Here is a 14,877-nt window from a genome sequence, read left to right as displayed (position 1 = left end):
TGTGTTTACCGCCCCACTTCCAGCAGCGTCGGCAGCTTGTTCAACGGCGTGAACTCCATGCTGGTGCCACCCGCCGCCGGTTTGGCCTGCGGGCTGCTCGACTTCAAATAGCGGAACAGTTCGCTGTCGGTGGTGAAGACCATCGTCGTGTCCGGGGTGATCAGGGTCTTGTAGGCCAACATTGTTTGCAGGAATTCAAACAACTGCGCGGCCTCGGGCGTCTGGTTATAAGCCTTCGCATAAATCTCCGTGGCCTTCGCATCGGCGGCGCCTTCGATCTCCTGCACCTTGCGGTAGGCCTCGGATTCAATGAGGCTCAGATCGCGTTCCCGCTCACCATTGATTTTCGCAGCCTCGCCTTCGCCTTCGGCACGGTAACGGTCGGCGATCTGCTGACGCTCGGTGATCATGCGCTGGTAGATGGACTCGCTCACGGACGGATCGTAGTCGATGCGCTTGAGACGCACGTCGAGCAGGCGGATGCCGAGATCCTTGACCTTTTCGGCGGCGTTGGCAAAAATCTCCGCCTCCAGCTCGCTGCGGCCTTTGGTGATGGAGGGCAGCACGCCGATGCGCGCCTCGGCGGTGGAGAGCGGCGTGCCGGCGGTGGCGCCCGGCGCGGGACTGATCATATCCCGCACGACCTTGCGGTCCTTCGTGGTGCGCACGGCCTCGATGAAGTCATGCTTGGCGATGACGATGCGCGTCTCGCTGCCGATGATGCCGTTCAGTCGCGAGAGGGCGCGGCGCTCATCCGTGAGTTGGCGGAAAAACACCAGCGGCTCGATGATCTCCCAGCGGGCAAAACTGCCCACCATCACGAAGACTTTGTTCTTCGTCGTCATGGGCGTGGACTCGCCGTCCCACTCCAGCACGCGTTTTTCGATGCGGTTGGCGGTCTGGATGAACGGGGTCTTCCAGTGCAGGCCGGCTTTGGTCACCGGTTCGCCCACCGGCATGCCGAACTGGGTGATGACGACCTGCTCCGTTTCGCTCATGGTGTAGAAACCGGAGCCGAGCACGATGGCCAGTGCGAGGAGGATGATGAGAATGAGGGGGGCTTTCATCGGGCGGGGAGCTTGGGGTCGGCGGCTGGCGGCTGGGGCGCGGGTTGGCGGAGATTCATGAGCGGGAGGAAGGAGGATGCCTTTTCATCCAGGATGATTTTGCCGGGCACGGACGGCAGCACCTTGCTCATCGTTTCGAGGTAGATGCGTTTTTTGGTGACCTCGGGCGCTTTGAGATATTCCGCGAGCAGCGCCTTGAAGCGGGTGGCATCGCCTTCGGCCTCATTGACGCGTTTGGCGGCGTAACCTTCGGCGGTACTGGTTTTTTGCACCGCCTCGCCTCGCGCGCGTGGCACCACGCGGTTGTACTCGCCGCTGGCTTGGTTGATGAGGGATTCGCGCTCCTGTTGGGAGCTGTTCACCTCGTTGAAGCTGGCTTTGACGCCAGCAGGCGGATTCACATCACCGAGCTGGATCTGGTCGATATGCACGCCCATTTTCAACCCATTGGTCAGCGCTTGCAGCCGCTCCAGCGCCTTCAATTCCATCTCCTGGCGGCCGATGGTGAGCACTTCATCCACGGTGCGGTCGCCCACTACTTCCCGCATCACCGCCTCGGCAAGATCGCGCAGAGTGGGCAGCGGATCGCGCACATTGAAGACGTAGGCGATGGGTTCCTCCACATGGTATTGAATCTCCCACTCCACGAGCACGGCGTTCAAATCACCCGTGACCATGTTCTTCTCGCGCTGCTGTTCGTTGTAGTCTTCCTCGTATTGGTATTGGTTCGATGCGCCCTGCGTGGCGGTGCCGAACTCCAGCTTCTGTCGGCGCTCCACTTCGACGATCGTGATCTGGTCGATGCCCCACGGCAGCTTGAAGTGCAGCCCCGGCTCCGCTGTCTTCAAATAACCGCCGAAGCGCTGCACCACCGCCACGGAATTGGCCGGCACCTGGTAGATGCCGGAGAACAGCCCGATGGCAATGAACACCACGCCAATGCCGATGAATATGCGACGTGGATCGATCTTGATCTGCGGTGCATTCGGGAAGGGTCGTATCTCACTCATGCCATGAGGCTAGCGCACGCTGACAAAGCAGCAAGCGACATGCTCGACATGCATGAAGCGGTGGGAAATTCACTTCGGCCCAAAATCATCGAGATACTGCCCTACGATCACCTTCAGCTCCGGCGGACGCGGCAGTCCGATCTCCATCGCACGAGAGCCATCCACTTGCTGCGGCCAGTTATCCACGATGCCTTGAATGCGGGCATCAAAGGCATCCACAATGGGTCCCAGCTTGATGCCACGCTCTGTGGCGACTTCTTGAATCACCTTTTCGGCAATCTGTGGCGTCACACGGTGTGCTGGCAGCACACAGGCACGATCTTTGCCGAGTTTGGCTTCCTCGACCTCGCTCAAAGCGATGAACGAATCGATCACGGTGCGATAACCGGTCATTGGATGCGACTGCTCACGGCGGATCGGCAGAAGGCACGGCTCGCCATTGAGCGGTTCGCGGAACATCCCGCTCGCCCAGCTCGATGCGGCGGCATTCGGCTTGCCGGGACGCACGATCACCGTCGGCAAGCGCACGCTGCGGCCGTCGAAGTGGCCTTTGCGGGTGTGATCGTTCACCATCATCTCGCACATCGCCTTCGTCATGCCGTAGGTCGTCTGCGGGAGCTGTTTCGTGTGGTCGGACATCAGTTGCGACATGTCGAGGCCGCCATAGCAAGCCACGCTGCTCGCAAACACCACTCGCGGCCTGCCTTCCGCCGCTCGCGCCGCCTCAAACACATTGCGTCCGCCATCCAAGTTCACACGCATTGCGTCATCAAAGCGCTCCTCGCATTCACCGCTCACCATCGAGGCCAGATGGAAGATCACATCGAACTTCGATCCCGTAGCCGCGAAAGCCGTCGCCCGGTCGCCAATGTCGCCTTTCACCTGCTTCACTCGCGTGTCCGTCGGTTCTTCGCGAAAAAACGCATCCAGCAGCACCATCTCGGTGATTGGCTGGCCGCACCAAGTGCCGCGTTCGAGGAGCTTCTGCGCAAGCTGGGAGCCAAGAAAGCCGCCGCCGCCGGTGATGATGATTTTCATGCGTGAGTTGGGAAGGTGTTTGCCATCAGGCGCTGCCTGATGTGAGTTCGCCGGACATGAGCAAGCCACTCGCAGGACACAAGATCGGATTCGTCGGACTCGGCAACATGGGCCGGGCCAATGCGCGTCATTTGCACGCGGCTGGGGCCGATGTCGTCGTCTGGAATCGCAGTGACGCGCCTGCGGAGGCCGCCGTGGCCCTGGGCATGCGCCGTGCGGCCACCTTGCCGGACCTCTCCCGCGAAATCGGCCCCGGCGTCATCTGCGTCAATCTCACCATGACCGACGTCGTCGAAAACATCGTCTTTGGTCCTGGCGGCTTGATCGAAGGTCTGCACAAAGATGCCCTCATCATCGACTTTGGCACCACTGGCGTCCCCGAGACCAAAAAATGGGCAGAACGCGTCAACTGGGTCGATGCCCCCGTCTCCGGCGGCCAGGTCGGTGCCGAGGCTGCCACGCTCACCATCATGGCCGGCGGCAGCGAGGTGAATTTCCAGCGCGCTTTGCCCATCTTCCAAGCCGTTGGCAAAAATATCACCCATCTCGGCCCCAGCGGGGCAGGGCAGGTCACCAAGCTCGCCAATCAACTCATCGTCGCTCAAACCATCGACGCCGTCGCCCAAGCCTTGCGCATGGCCGAGCTTTCCGGCGTCGATCCCGCCCTCGTCCGCAAAGCCCTTCTCGGCGGCTTCGCCGAAAGCCGCATCCTTGACCTCCACGGCGATCGCATGGTCCGCCGCGATTTCGCCCCCGGTGGCCGTGCCACGCTTCAGCTCAAGGATGTCCGCCTCATGTCCCAACTCGCCGATTCCGTCGGCCTCGATTCACCCACGTTGAAGAACTCCCTCGCCCAGTGGGAGAAGTTTGTACACGAAAAAGGCTTCGGTGATCTGGATCACTCAGGGTTGTTCCGGCTTTATGAGTGAACCGCTTTCATGATTTCCTGCACGACCTGATACGCGCCGATCGCCGCCATCGACAGGGCGGCGATCCACAGACAGAGCGTCCATGCGAAGCCGGGACGCAGGGCGCGGTCCAGGCGGCAGTGGCGGAAATAAAGCGCCGCGCCAGCCAGGAAGGGCAGCATGATCCCCTGGCTGACGGCACCGATGAGAACCAGGGTGACCGGTTTCTCCCAGAGCATGTACAGCCCCACTGACAACGCGGGCAGCAGCACCACGCAGACTTTCACGGCCCGAACCCGATGCTCCGGTGTGGGATAGCGCACCACTTTGAAGAGCGCCGCCGCATCGACCAGCAGCCGTGCGTTCGAGGCTGTGGAGGCGAAGATCGTCGAGTAGAGCGCAAAAAACGCGCCGACGAGAAAAACATAGAGGCTCCATGAACCAAAACTCTCCGCATACATGTGAGCGAGCGTGTCGATCATGCCCTGGTCGTTCACCTGCAGGCCCTTCGAGTGCAGCACGGCGGCACCGAGCATGTAGAAGGCGAGCGTCGCCAGCGTGTAGATGACAAAGGAAATCCACGCGTCGATGCGCATCACGCGCATCCATCCCTGCGCACGCACGGTCCGCTGCGGCGTGCCGTCCTGCGGGCCGACATTCACGGCGTAGCCCTTTTCGAGGCACCAATAAGGATAATAGATCAGCTCCGAAGCGCCGACGCCGATGATGCCGAACGCACCGAACGCGGTCACAAAATTCTCCGGCAGCTTGAATTGAAATCCCTCCACCACATTGGCCGCCGTGATCGCATACGGCGACCATTGCAGCGAGCCCACCGCGATGACCGTCGCCAGCGTGAACAGCACCACCATCGCCACCGACAAGCTCTCCACGAGGCGGTAGCGCCCCAGCGCCAGCAGCACCGCGCACGAACCGCCGACGCCGATGGCGAGCAGTTTCTTGTCCATCGTCAGCCCGGCGGCGGCAAAGATGTCCGCCACGCCACCGACGATGCCCGCCACCTGAAACACGAGCGCCACAAACATGCCGAGCCAGAGCCACAGCAGCCAGCTCACGATAAAGCGCGGCCCTGGGATGCTGTTCATCGCCTCCAGCGTTGTCTGCCCCGTGCTCACCGCATAGCGCCCCAGCTCCACCTGCACGAACACCTTGATGAAACAGCCGAGCACGATGAACCACAGCAGCGTGAACCCCGCCTCCCCCGCCACCTTCGGCGTGGCGATCACCTCGCCCGAGCCTACGATTGAGGCCGTGATGATCAGTCCCGGCCCGATGCTGCGAAGGATGGCTGCCCAGTGGCTGGGCGCGGGTTCTGGCTGGTTCATCCGATGATCTTAGAGTGTGCTTGTCGGGGCCACAATCTTCGTGTGTCGGGACCAATGGGCTGAAAGGCGCTCGCTCGGCGTGTCAGTTGCTATGAGTGCATTACCTGCCCGCCGTCGATATTGATCGTCTGGCCGGTGATGTTCTTCGCGTGATCTGAGGCCAGAAACGTCGCCATCGCTGCATATTCCTCCGGCATCTGCCAGCGACCGAGATGTGACACCTTCTTGATCTTCTCCGCCGCCCAGTCATCGAAGCTCACGCATTGATCCTCCGGCAGCTTCTTCTGCCCCGCCGCCCAGATGGACCGATTCAGCTCCGTCTTCACCATGCCGGGCGCGAGCGCGTTCACGCGGATGTTATGCGGGCCGAGATCCTTCGCCGCGCACTGCGTGAAATTGATCAGTCCGGCCTTCGAAGCGCTGTAAGGCGGATCGGTCTGCGATCCCATCTGCCCGGCGACGGAGACGAGAAACAAGAGCGAGCCACTTCCTCGCTCAATCAGTTTCGGTGCAAACGCGTGCGCCACATTCACTGCGCCAATGAGGTTGATCTCCAGCACCCGCGTCCAGTCCGACGGCTCCAGATTCCAAAACGGAAAGCCAAACTTCCCGGAGCCGGCCCCAACAGAGAAAACGATGTGATCCACGCTCTCAAACCCCGCCGCAAAGGCCTTCACCGCCTCAAAGTTCGTCACATCACCCGCCGTGATGAAGTCCGCGTTCTTCTCCCGGTCAAAACCCCGCACGGCACACCCTTCGGCCACAAAACCATCCACAATCGCCCGCCCAATGCCCTTGGCGGCTCCAAACACGGCGACGGACTTGCCTTCGAGATTGAGGTTCATGCCTCACAGAATGCAGAGCCGGTGATCGAATTCAAACGGGCAGCGGCTTCAGTCATTCGCGTCAGGAGCCGGATCAATCGCGCCGATCACCCCTGCGTTTCGTGTGGGCGAATCGGCGCGGCATCCCTTCGTCATTTCCCGGAGGTCTGTTGCCTGGAAGATGAGGTCGACTCATAGCTTGGCGCAGGTATGGCCTGGGTGGCGCGGTAGTAGCCGCTGTCGCCCCAGGCGTAAGGATCATCAAATGTGCCGTACAACGCGTAGTTGTCAGTGGGCATCGGCCAGATGGCGTAACCACTGCCGTAACCGCCGCCGTGGCCGCCAAAACTGTCGGGGCCGTAGGTGGTGATGTTGTAGTCGTGGCCAATCACATGACGGGTATGGGTGCAGGAGGCCAGGGACAGGGCGGCAAGAACCGGGAGGATGAACAGGGAGCGAGCGAGTTTCATTGAGGTGGCGTGGATGAGATCAGGAGCGGAATTTCCTGGTTTTTAGAATGATGGGCTGCGGCGGAGAAAAAAGCAATTCGATAAAATTCACCCCGGCACAATCCGGGGAGCACAGGCACGACTCCAGGCCGGGCGGCAGACCGCGCTGGGGCTGCGGCGTGCCGCGCTTTTACCTCTGGAACTTGGAACCTTTCCCTCCAAGCTCACGTTGGATGCCCACCACCATGAAACACATCACCCTCACCCTCCTCGCCACCCTCAGCCTCACCTTCGCCGCCGAACATCCCGACACCACCGGCTGGAAAGATCTCTTCGCCACCGATCTCTCGAACACCGTCGCTCCCGGCGGCTGGGCTTTCACCGAGGGCGTCCTCGTCGCCAAGGACCACGACACGCTCTGGACGAAGGACTCGTATGGCGACTTCATCCTCGACCTTGAGTTCAAGGTGATCGCAGAATCCAACAGCGGCGTCTTCCTCCGCTCCGGCGACATCAAGAACGTCCTCTCCGCCCTCGAAATCCAGGTCCATGACAGCGCCGACGGCAGCAAGTACGGCATGGTCGCCGCGATTTATGACGCCATGCCGCCCAGCAAGGGCGCCGCCAGGCCCGTCGGCGAGTGGAACCGCTTCACCATCACCTGCAAAGGCCCGCAAGTGACCGTGGTCTTCAACGGCGAGACCGTGATTGATGCCAATCTCGACAACTGGCCCGAAGTGAAGAAGAACCCCGACGGCACCCCGAACAAATTCCCCGTCGCCCTCAAAGACTTCGCCCGCAAAGGCCCCATCGGCCTCCAGGGCCTCCACGGTAAAGCGCAGGCACCGGTGTGGTATCGGAATGTGAAGATCAAGGTGCTGTAGTAAAACAGCACGATGTGAGCGAGAGGGAAGCGCTCGTCGATCACTCGTCCCAGCCTGCCGTGCCGACCTTCACCCAATATCCGGCGATGAGCACGACATGCCCGCCCCAGCCGCCGCCTGAGAGAAAGGGGCCAGTGGCACGTCGGATTTTGAACTCATAGGCCGGAAGATCTTGTTTCCGTACATGGCTGGTGATGGCACCTGAACTGCGGGCAGACACCTCTTTGGATGAAGAGGAAACAAGCGTTATCTCAACGATTTCTCCACGTTCGTGGGTTTGTGTGTCCCAGTAGATGTGGGTAACTTTATTCTCTATCGTCTCTTGAGCGCGGCTGCGTGAGCGCCAGCCAGGAAAATGGGCATTGAGAGTGGGTGTCATTTCAGGGGCTGGGTCCTTTCCATTGATGGAAACGAAGGGGACCAAGAGAATGACGCCCGGGTCTCCAACAGGAGGCGCGAGTGGATCTGGCGCAGGCTCCGGTGTTCCCAGGATCTCATGCCATACCGCCACGGGAATCTGCATGAGTTGCTTTTTGTCGTAGGCAGTCGGCTCTCTGGCAAGGGCCGTGATGAACGGTGTGATGTCCGTCGTCCGTTCGCGTTCAAGATCATCAATCGGACGATTGCCCCCGTTGTCTCGAAGCAGCGGGTTGGCTCCTTGCTTCAACAAATAGCGGATCATGTCCGGGTTCTCACGCGAGACTGCCTCATGAAGCGCCGACTCTTTGTAGTCTGCATCCAGGGGTTTGTTGATCTGGAGGCCCGCTTTGAGCAATGTATCAAAGAGCGTCTTGTCTCCTTTGGAGATCGCAAATTTGGCCGCTTCCTTCAGGCCCTCATGCGCGCTCGTGATTTCGTAGTCGATCTCTTCGTGCGCTCCGCCTGGCAGCATGCTCAGAGACAACGCCACAACCGCTAGTATTGTTGGTTTCATGGACAGGGAGGCTACACGAGCAGGACAAATACTGTCACGCGAGAATCTCCGCAGGGCCGCCCAAACTCACCCCTCACACGCTACCCGGATCTCCTCCAGCGCTGCCCAGCTCGTGAATTTGCCTTCCAGCTCGTGCTTCTTCGCATCGAGTTTGGCGATGAAGTCATTCGTGCCAGCACCGAGCTTCACAAACAGCTCGGGGTTGCTCAGTTCGGCTTCCATGACGGCGATCTCGCTCTCCAGGGTGGCGATGGCGGTTTCGCAGTCGGCCAGCTCGCGCTGCTCCTTCTGCGACATCTTGCGCGGCTTGGGGGCGTTGGCGGCGGCGGCTTTTTCCTTCTTCACAGCGGCGTTGACGTGAGCCAGCTCGGCGGCGGCTCGCGCGGCGCGTTTTTCCTGGTAGTAGCTGTAGTTGCCAGCGCATTCGTGGATGCGGCCGTGGCCTTCGAAGGCAATCAGGCGGGTGCAGACGCGGTCGAGGAAGTAGCGGTCATGGCTGACGACGAGCGCGCAGCCTTTGAAGGCCATGATGGCTTCTTCGAGCACACGCATCGTGGCGAGATCGAGATCGTTCGTCGGTTCGTCGAGAATGAGGAAGTTGCCGCCGCGGCGCAGGATTTTCGCCAGCAGCACGCGGCTTTGCTCGCCACCGCTGAGTTCCTTCACGCGCATGGTCACACGATCATCGGTGAACAGGAAGCGCCGCAGATACGTGCGCACATGCAGCTTCTCCGGGCCGAACTGCACAAACTCCGACATCGGTCCTGCTACTTCCTCCATCACGCTGTTCTCGGGATTGAGCAGCAGGCGCTGCTGATCGACGTAATTGAAGATGGTGCGCTTGCCGATGACGACCTTGCCTTCATTCGGCTGCTGTTCGCCCATCAGCATGCGCAGCAACGTGGTTTTGCCTAGACCGTTGCGGCCGATGATGCCGGTGCAGGTGGCGGGCTCGAAGCTGAGGTCGAGATGGCTGAACAACCAGCGGTCGTCGATGTGCGCGCCGATGTCTTTGGCATCGACCACCGTGTTCGCCAGCGGCGGGGCCGGTGGGATGATCAAATCCATCACCAGCTCGGCCTCGGGAGCCGCGATGGCGGACACGCGGTCGAATTCATCCAGCCGGGACTGCTGTTTGGTGCCCCGGCCTCGGACGCCCGCGCGCACAAACTCCAGCTCATGCCGCAGAAAGCTCTGACGGCGGCGCTCCGAGTTTGCCTCCACGCCTTCACGGATAGCCTTGCTCTCCAGGAACGCGCTGTAGTTGCCGGGATGGCTGTAAATGCGGCTGTCGTCGATCTCGATGATGCGCGTGGCCACGCGGTCGAGGAAATAGCGGTCATGCGTGACGAAGAGCACCGCACCGCTGAAATCGCGCAGGAACACCTCCAGCCACTCGATGGATTCAGCGTCGAGATGGTTCGTCGGTTCGTCGAGCAGCAGCAAATCCGGCTGCGAGACGAGCGCACGCGCCAAAGCCACGCGGCGTTTCTCACCACCTGAGAGTCCTTTGACGAGACGATCCGCCGCCGCCACGCCGAGTTCATTCATCGCGGTGCTGATGCGGGTTTCGACGCCCCAGCCGTCGTGAAGCTGGATCTGATGCAGCAATTCGTCCTCCTGATCGCCTTTGTAGTCGCCGGATTCATAACGCTCGACCATCTCGAGCAGCACCGAGGCGCCGCCGCGGATGTTGTCGATGACGCTGGCGTCGTCATCGAGCGTGAACTCCTGCGCGAGGTGGCTGACGATGATGCCGTTGCGCCGCGAGATCGTGCCGCTGTCCGGTTTCTCCGTGCCGACGAGGATGCGCATGAGGCTGGTCTTCCCGGAGCCGTTACGGCCCACGAGCCCGAGTTTCTCGCCCTCATGGATGCTCATCGTCGCGTCATTGAAGACCTGCTGCAGCCCGAATTGAAGGCGCAGGTCTTTGGCGGAAACGACGGCAGGGGTGATGGGAGACATGGGGCGGTTGAGATAGCACAATCTGCTGCTGCTGCGACGGATTAGACCTTTTTCAGACGAGATTTCGATCCGTTCAGTCGATCCCGCAGGGATCGCAGAAGGTAGCCAGGGGTCAAAGACCCCTGGAACCTCGAAAGACACACATTCCCATCAAGGGCGCATCCTGAGGGGATGTTAGCGGCGTTCATCGGCTCTTCGTAGCCGTTGAGCTGGTGGAGGCTGCTCGCATACCTCCGGCATGCGCCCTTGAACTTGGCGATGCGTTCATTGAAACCGGGGGTGTCGCTCGTTCCTCGCTTTACCCCCGGCTACCTTCTCTGATCCCTACAGGATCAGGAGATCCACTGCCATCAAGGCTTTGCCAAAACCTCTCGCACCATGACTGGATCATCCGTGGTGATGCCATCGACGCCGAGCTTCGCAAAACGCTGCACATCGGCCGGTTTGTTGACCGTCCAGACGTAGAGGCCGAAGCCCGCGTCGCGGATCTGCTTCACCATCGTCTCATCCCAAGGAAAATCAGCCACACCGAGGTCGAGGCCATCGAGTTTGTCCGCCGTGGTGTCAGCGATGAGCTGTTTCAGGTCCGTGGGTTTCTTGTCCTTCGTTTTGCCGGAAGCGAGGCGGTAAACCTTGATCCACGGCAGCACCTTCTTCGATTCCGCCGCCGCGTCGCGCTTGAACGCGATGATCGCAAGTTGATCCGCACGATCCTTCATCGGCTCCAGGATGCGCTTCAGCTCCGGCACGATTTCCGCGCCGCATTTGACCTCGATGAAGAAGCGCTGCTTGCCCTTCGGCAAAGTCGCCAGCGCTTGCTCCAGCGTCGGAATTTTCTCATTCGCCCACTCTTTGCCTTTCCACGAGCCAGCACCGAGCGCAGTCAGGTCTGCCTGCTTCGACTTCGCCACATCCAGCGTCACACCGGCGGTGCGTTTCGTGTCTTTGTCATGAATGACGGCGGTCTTGCCATCGGCGGTAAGATACACATCCAGCTCACAGGCATCGGTCTGATGCTTCCAGCCGAGTTCAAACGCCGCGAGCGTGTTTTCCGGCGCACGCGCGGAAAAACCGCGATGCGCGATGATTTCGACGGCGTGGGCGGACATGGCGGCGAGAAGAAAAAAAGCGAGGCACTTCATGAGGGAGAAAGCAAACGAGGCAAGCACTCGTAACCCTTCGCCCCAAATGAAATTTTGCGCCCTCGTTCTTCTCGGCATCGTCATTGTCCTCGGCTTGACCTCTTGTTCAAAGTCGGGCAACAAGGACCATCACGTCATCCTCATCAGCATCGACGGCTTCCCCGCCTGGATGTGGAATGATCCGTCGCTGCAGGTGCCGAACCTGCGCAAGCTGGCCGCCGAAGGCGCAAGCACGAAGGCGATGACGGTGAGCAATCCATCGATCACCTGGATCAACCACACCACACTCGTCACCGGCGTGGAGCCGCGCAAGCACGGCGTGCTCTTCAACGGCCTGCTCGTGCGGCAAGAAGGCAACAAACCCGCGAAGATCGAGCCTTGGGTGGATAAATCGCGGCTGGTGCATGTGCCCACGCTGTATGACATCGCTCACCAAAACGGCCTGACCACGGCGGAGTCCGACTGGGTGGCCGTCACGCGTCCCGGCACCATCACCTGGAGCTTTGCGGAGCTGCCGGAGGCCGAAAGCCCGGTCGTGAAGGAAATGATTGCCGCTGGCACGATCACGCCGGAGCACATCGAGTGGATGCAGCTCGGACCACAGCGCAAGAGCGTGACCTTTCTCGACAACATGTGGACCAAGGCCGCAATCCACATCTTCAAGACTCACAAACCCAACCTGCTGCTCTATCACACGCTCAACACCGACGCCACGCACCACACCTACGGCCCCGGCACCATGGCCAGCCACACCGCGCTGGCCTACGCGGACAAGCTCGTCGGCGATTTGATCCAAGCCGTGGAGGAAAGCGGCCTGCGGGACCGCACCACCTTCCTCATCGCCACCGATCACGGCTTCAAAAAAGTGTCGAAGTATGTGTATCCGAACGTCGTGCTGAAAAAAGCCGGACTCGCCACCGCTCTCGGCCCCATGATCACCACTTGCGACGCCTTTTGCATGACCCAGGGCGGCATGGCCTTCGTCTATGTGAACGATCCCGCCCGCAAGGCCGAGCTGCTGCCGAAGCTCAAGGAAATGTTCGCGCAGACCGAAGGCGTGGATCGCGTGATCGAAGGCAAGGACGGCCACACACTCGGCATGCCGACGCCGGAGGAAAACCAGGGCATGGGCGATCTCGTGCTCTACGCCAAGGACGGCCACGCCTTCAACAACGCCGCCGCAGGCGATGCGGTGACCGCGCCCACCACGAACTACGGCGGCACGCACGGCTTCTTCAATGGCGACCCCGAACTCGACGGCATCTTCATCGCCAGCGGCCGTGGCATCAAAAAAGGCGTCGTGCTTGAGCGCATGGCCAATCTCGACGTGGCACCCACCATCGCGAAACTCATGGACCTCAAGCTGCCGCAGCAAGATGGCCGCGTGCTGGAGGAGATTCTCGCCAAATGATGCATCCTATGCGTTCGCTGCTGTCCATCTGAATACAGGGCAGTATTGAAAAGGCGTCGAAAGCTTCTAATTTCCCTTCCAGCATGGAACCGCATCCAACAACAACGACATCCCCGCGCACCGGCTGGCACGGTGTTCGATGCGCCAGCTTGGATGACATGCGCACACAGAACATCCGTTTCTGGCAGCAGGCAGGCGGAGCCCAGATACGGCAGGCCGCCTGGGAACTGGTGGTGGAGACCTGGAAAGCCCAGAAACGTGATCTGAATGAACTCCGATTTTCAAGACTTGCTAAGGCTGTTCGCGAAGCATGAGGTTCGCTACCTCGTGGTGGGCGGTTATGCGGCCATGCATTACTCTCAGCCGCGTTTTACCAAGGATCTCGATCTCTGGCTGGAGCCGTCACCCGCCAATGCCGTTCGTGTGATGAGCGCCTTCGGCGAGTTTGGCATGCCTTTGATCGACGTGGCACCCGCAGACTTCGAGCAGGAGAGCTTTCAATACATGGTGGGGCGCGCGCCGGTCCTGTTTGATTTCCTGACATCTCTGCCTGGACTGCGATTCCAATCCTGCTGGGAAACCCGGGCCATTGATGAAAGCGAGGGGTTTCCCATCAACTACCTTTCCAAGCAGTCCTTGATCACAGCGAAGACACATGCCGGCAGACCGCAAGACATCGTCGATCTGGATGAAATCCGCCGAGCTGGAGACAAACCTTCATGATCCGCCCCCTTCTTCTCCTCGCCGCCACCACCGCTTTTGCCGCGCCCATCGAGCGCATCTGGCTCACGCATGCGACGAGCGATCCCTCGAAGATCATCATCAACTGGGAAACCGACACGCCCAACGACTCCGTCGTCGAGTTTGGCACCAGCGAGGCGCTCGGACAGCGCGTGATCTCGGAGCGCAAAACCAAGCTCCATCACGTCAAGATCCCGCTGGAGCAGAGAGACGTGGTCTATCACTACCGCGTGCGCAGTGGCGATGACGTTTCGACGGTGTCCAGCTTCAAAGGCTACCCGAGTAAAGACCTCCGCATCGCCATCGTCGGCGATTGGGGCTATGCGCCGGGCAAGGACGTGAGCGCCATCATCAAAGACGACGTGCATCTGCTGCTCACCGTCGGCGACAACGTCGCCAGCCTGCACGAGAAGGGCAAAGAAGGCACGAAAGCCTTCAGTGCGCTCATCGACGCCAACCGCGATCTCTTTCGCCGCACGCCCTTCATGCCGATCCTCGGCAATCACGACCGCGAGATCACCGGCCGCGGCCCCAAACCGCCTGCGCATGCCGTCTATGATGTGGAGGCCGCCGCGTATCGCGAGTTCTTCGCCCTGCCCGGCGACGAATGGAAATGGCACTTCGACCTCTCCGGCTTCGACCTGCGTTTCATCGCGCTTGATCTCAATCACATCCAGGACTTCGGCACCACATGGCAGACCTGTCACGCTTGGCAGCCGGATTCACCGCAGTTCCAATGGTTCGCCGAAACCATGGCAGCCAGCACGAGCGGCTTCGTGCTCACTTTGATGAACGAGAAGCAAACGCAAGTGCAGGGACTCACGAAAGGCGCGTGGCACGAGCATTTCCGCAAAGGCAGCGCCCTCATCACCGGCTTCGGCTACTTCGCCGACCGTGCCGAACTCAGCGGTGGTCCCCCCTATTACAACACCTGCCTCAAAGGCGACGGCGACCTCTACAAAGACCCACAATCCAAGTTCCACGCTCGCGTGGACAACTACCTCCTCCTCACTATCACCGCTGGTGCTCCAACGATGAAGCTCCAGTTCAAAAACCTTCGCGGCGAGGTGCTGGACACGACCGAGATCGCCAAACGCAAGCCGTGACGGCATGTCCCGCGCACGCGTGGGTTGCGCTTCGCGGCGCGGCGGGAATGAT

The 14,877-nt window shown here is 60.6% G+C and carries 15 protein-coding genes; 6 read left to right on the top strand and 9 right to left on the bottom strand.

Annotated features, from left to right (window positions below):
* Nucleotides 1-5: 5 nt before the first annotated feature.
* From hflC to U1A53_RS05215, 3 genes are all read right to left on the bottom strand, one after another.
* Nucleotides 6-1,067: a protease modulator HflC gene (hflC, locus tag U1A53_RS05225; protein ID WP_322279439.1), complete on the bottom strand. Its 1,062-nt coding sequence runs from the start codon at nucleotides 1,065-1,067 to the stop codon at nucleotides 6-8.
* Nucleotides 1,064-2,077, bottom strand: a complete 1,014-nt coding sequence (gene hflK, locus U1A53_RS05220) for an FtsH protease activity modulator HflK (RefSeq protein ID WP_322279438.1) — start codon at nucleotides 2,075-2,077, stop codon at nucleotides 1,064-1,066. The genes hflC and hflK overlap by 4 nt, the downstream gene beginning before the upstream one ends.
* A 69-nt stretch (nucleotides 2,078-2,146) precedes the next feature.
* Nucleotides 2,147-3,115 carry an NAD-dependent epimerase/dehydratase family protein gene (locus U1A53_RS05215; RefSeq protein WP_322279437.1) on the bottom strand — a complete coding sequence of 323 codons (969 nt, stop codon included), beginning with the start codon at nucleotides 3,113-3,115 and terminating at the stop codon, nucleotides 2,147-2,149.
* Nucleotides 3,116-3,171: 56 nt separating this feature from the next.
* Between U1A53_RS05215 and U1A53_RS05210 the strand changes: the two genes are divergently transcribed.
* Nucleotides 3,172-4,044 (top strand): NAD(P)-dependent oxidoreductase, encoded by an 873-nt coding sequence (locus tag U1A53_RS05210; RefSeq protein WP_322279436.1) that lies wholly within the window; start codon nucleotides 3,172-3,174, stop codon nucleotides 4,042-4,044.
* Here the strand turns inward: U1A53_RS05210 and U1A53_RS05205 are convergent.
* From U1A53_RS05205 to U1A53_RS05195, 3 genes are all read right to left on the bottom strand, one after another.
* Nucleotides 4,035-5,369, bottom strand: coding sequence for an Nramp family divalent metal transporter (locus U1A53_RS05205; protein WP_322279435.1), 1,335 nt, complete (start codon nucleotides 5,367-5,369; stop codon nucleotides 4,035-4,037). The genes U1A53_RS05210 and U1A53_RS05205 overlap by 10 nt on opposite strands.
* A gap of 89 nt (nucleotides 5,370-5,458) precedes the next feature.
* The gene (locus U1A53_RS05200; RefSeq protein ID WP_322279433.1) at nucleotides 5,459-6,214 is read right to left on the bottom strand and encodes an SDR family oxidoreductase; all 756 of its coding nucleotides are present in this window, start codon (nucleotides 6,212-6,214) and stop codon (nucleotides 5,459-5,461) included.
* A 131-nt stretch (nucleotides 6,215-6,345) separates the two neighbouring features.
* Nucleotides 6,346-6,663: a hypothetical protein gene (locus U1A53_RS05195; RefSeq protein ID WP_322279432.1), complete on the bottom strand. Its 318-nt coding sequence runs from the start codon at nucleotides 6,661-6,663 to the stop codon at nucleotides 6,346-6,348.
* A 224-nt stretch (nucleotides 6,664-6,887) separates the two neighbouring features.
* On the opposite strand from U1A53_RS05195, the gene U1A53_RS05190 reads away from it, so the two are divergent.
* On the top strand, nucleotides 6,888-7,526 hold the full coding sequence (locus U1A53_RS05190) for a DUF1080 domain-containing protein (protein WP_322279431.1): 639 nt from the start codon (nucleotides 6,888-6,890) through the stop codon (nucleotides 7,524-7,526).
* Between the two features lie 40 nt (nucleotides 7,527-7,566).
* On the opposite strand, the gene U1A53_RS05185 is transcribed toward U1A53_RS05190, so the two are convergent.
* Nucleotides 7,567-8,208, bottom strand: coding sequence for a hypothetical protein (locus tag U1A53_RS05185; protein WP_322279430.1), 642 nt, complete (start codon nucleotides 8,206-8,208; stop codon nucleotides 7,567-7,569).
* A 27-nt stretch (nucleotides 8,209-8,235) separates the two neighbouring features.
* On the opposite strand from U1A53_RS05185, the gene U1A53_RS05180 reads away from it, so the two are divergent.
* Nucleotides 8,236-8,445 (top strand): hypothetical protein, encoded by a 210-nt coding sequence (locus U1A53_RS05180; RefSeq protein WP_322279429.1) that lies wholly within the window; start codon nucleotides 8,236-8,238, stop codon nucleotides 8,443-8,445.
* Nucleotides 8,446-8,526: 81 nt separating this feature from the next.
* On the opposite strand, the gene U1A53_RS05175 is transcribed toward U1A53_RS05180, so the two are convergent.
* Complete coding sequence (locus U1A53_RS05175) at nucleotides 8,527-10,425, bottom strand: ABC-F family ATP-binding cassette domain-containing protein (RefSeq protein ID WP_322279428.1); 1,899 nt, start codon at nucleotides 10,423-10,425, stop codon at nucleotides 8,527-8,529.
* 350 nt (nucleotides 10,426-10,775) lie between these two features.
* On the bottom strand, nucleotides 10,776-11,534 hold the full coding sequence (locus U1A53_RS05170; protein ID WP_322279426.1) for a glycerophosphodiester phosphodiesterase family protein: 759 nt from the start codon (nucleotides 11,532-11,534) through the stop codon (nucleotides 10,776-10,778).
* Between the two features lie 79 nt (nucleotides 11,535-11,613).
* On the opposite strand from U1A53_RS05170, the gene U1A53_RS05165 reads away from it, so the two are divergent.
* The 3 genes from U1A53_RS05165 to U1A53_RS05155 all read left to right on the top strand — a co-directional run bounded on the left by U1A53_RS05165 (nucleotide 11,614) and on the right by U1A53_RS05155 (nucleotide 14,825).
* A complete protein-coding gene (locus U1A53_RS05165) occupies nucleotides 11,614-12,978 on the top strand; it encodes an alkaline phosphatase family protein (RefSeq protein WP_322279425.1) in 1,365 nt (454 codons plus the stop codon).
* A gap of 267 nt (nucleotides 12,979-13,245) precedes the next feature.
* Nucleotides 13,246-13,701, top strand: coding sequence for a hypothetical protein (locus tag U1A53_RS05160; RefSeq protein ID WP_322279423.1), 456 nt, complete (start codon nucleotides 13,246-13,248; stop codon nucleotides 13,699-13,701).
* Nucleotides 13,698-14,825 carry an FN3 domain-containing metallophosphoesterase family protein gene (locus U1A53_RS05155; protein ID WP_322279422.1) on the top strand — a complete coding sequence of 376 codons (1,128 nt, stop codon included), beginning with the start codon at nucleotides 13,698-13,700 and terminating at the stop codon, nucleotides 14,823-14,825. The genes U1A53_RS05160 and U1A53_RS05155 overlap by 4 nt, the downstream gene beginning before the upstream one ends.
* Nucleotides 14,826-14,877 lie beyond the last annotated feature (52 nt).

The sequence above is a fragment of the Prosthecobacter sp. genome (assembly GCF_034366625.1).
GTDB lineage: Bacteria > Verrucomicrobiota > Verrucomicrobiia > Verrucomicrobiales > Verrucomicrobiaceae > Prosthecobacter.
This window is presented reverse-complemented; position numbering and strand designations above follow the sequence as displayed.

Bases quoted from the DNA above. Each gene is read 5' to 3' on its own strand.
- U1A53_RS05190 (WP_322279431.1), top strand. From the start codon at position 6,888: ATGAAACACATCACCCTCACCCTCCTCGCCACCCTCAGCCTCACCTTC.
- U1A53_RS05180 (WP_322279429.1), top strand. From the start codon at position 8,236: ATGAAGCGCCGACTCTTTGTAGTCTGCATCCAGGGGTTTGTTGATCTG.
- U1A53_RS05160 (WP_322279423.1), top strand. From the start codon at position 13,246: ATGAACTCCGATTTTCAAGACTTGCTAAGGCTGTTCGCGAAGCATGAG.
- hflK (WP_322279438.1), bottom strand. From the start codon at position 2,077: ATGAGTGAGATACGACCCTTCCCGAATGCACCGCAGATCAAGATCGAT.
- U1A53_RS05170 (WP_322279426.1), bottom strand. From the start codon at position 11,534: ATGTCCGCCCACGCCGTCGAAATCATCGCGCATCGCGGTTTTTCCGCG.
- U1A53_RS05185 (WP_322279430.1), bottom strand. From the start codon at position 8,208: ATGATCCGCTATTTGTTGAAGCAAGGAGCCAACCCGCTGCTTCGAGAC.
- hflC (WP_322279439.1), bottom strand. From the start codon at position 1,067: ATGAAAGCCCCCCTCATTCTCATCATCCTCCTCGCACTGGCCATCGTG.
- U1A53_RS05205 (WP_322279435.1), bottom strand. From the start codon at position 5,369: ATGAACCAGCCAGAACCCGCGCCCAGCCACTGGGCAGCCATCCTTCGC.
- U1A53_RS05165 (WP_322279425.1), top strand. From the start codon at position 11,614: ATGAAATTTTGCGCCCTCGTTCTTCTCGGCATCGTCATTGTCCTCGGC.
- U1A53_RS05175 (WP_322279428.1), bottom strand. From the start codon at position 10,425: ATGTCTCCCATCACCCCTGCCGTCGTTTCCGCCAAAGACCTGCGCCTT.
- U1A53_RS05215 (WP_322279437.1), bottom strand. From the start codon at position 3,115: ATGAAAATCATCATCACCGGCGGCGGCGGCTTTCTTGGCTCCCAGCTT.
- U1A53_RS05195 (WP_322279432.1), bottom strand. From the start codon at position 6,663: ATGAAACTCGCTCGCTCCCTGTTCATCCTCCCGGTTCTTGCCGCCCTG.
- U1A53_RS05155 (WP_322279422.1), top strand. From the start codon at position 13,698: ATGATCCGCCCCCTTCTTCTCCTCGCCGCCACCACCGCTTTTGCCGCG.
- U1A53_RS05210 (WP_322279436.1), top strand. From the start codon at position 3,172: ATGAGCAAGCCACTCGCAGGACACAAGATCGGATTCGTCGGACTCGGC.
- U1A53_RS05200 (WP_322279433.1), bottom strand. From the start codon at position 6,214: ATGAACCTCAATCTCGAAGGCAAGTCCGTCGCCGTGTTTGGAGCCGCC.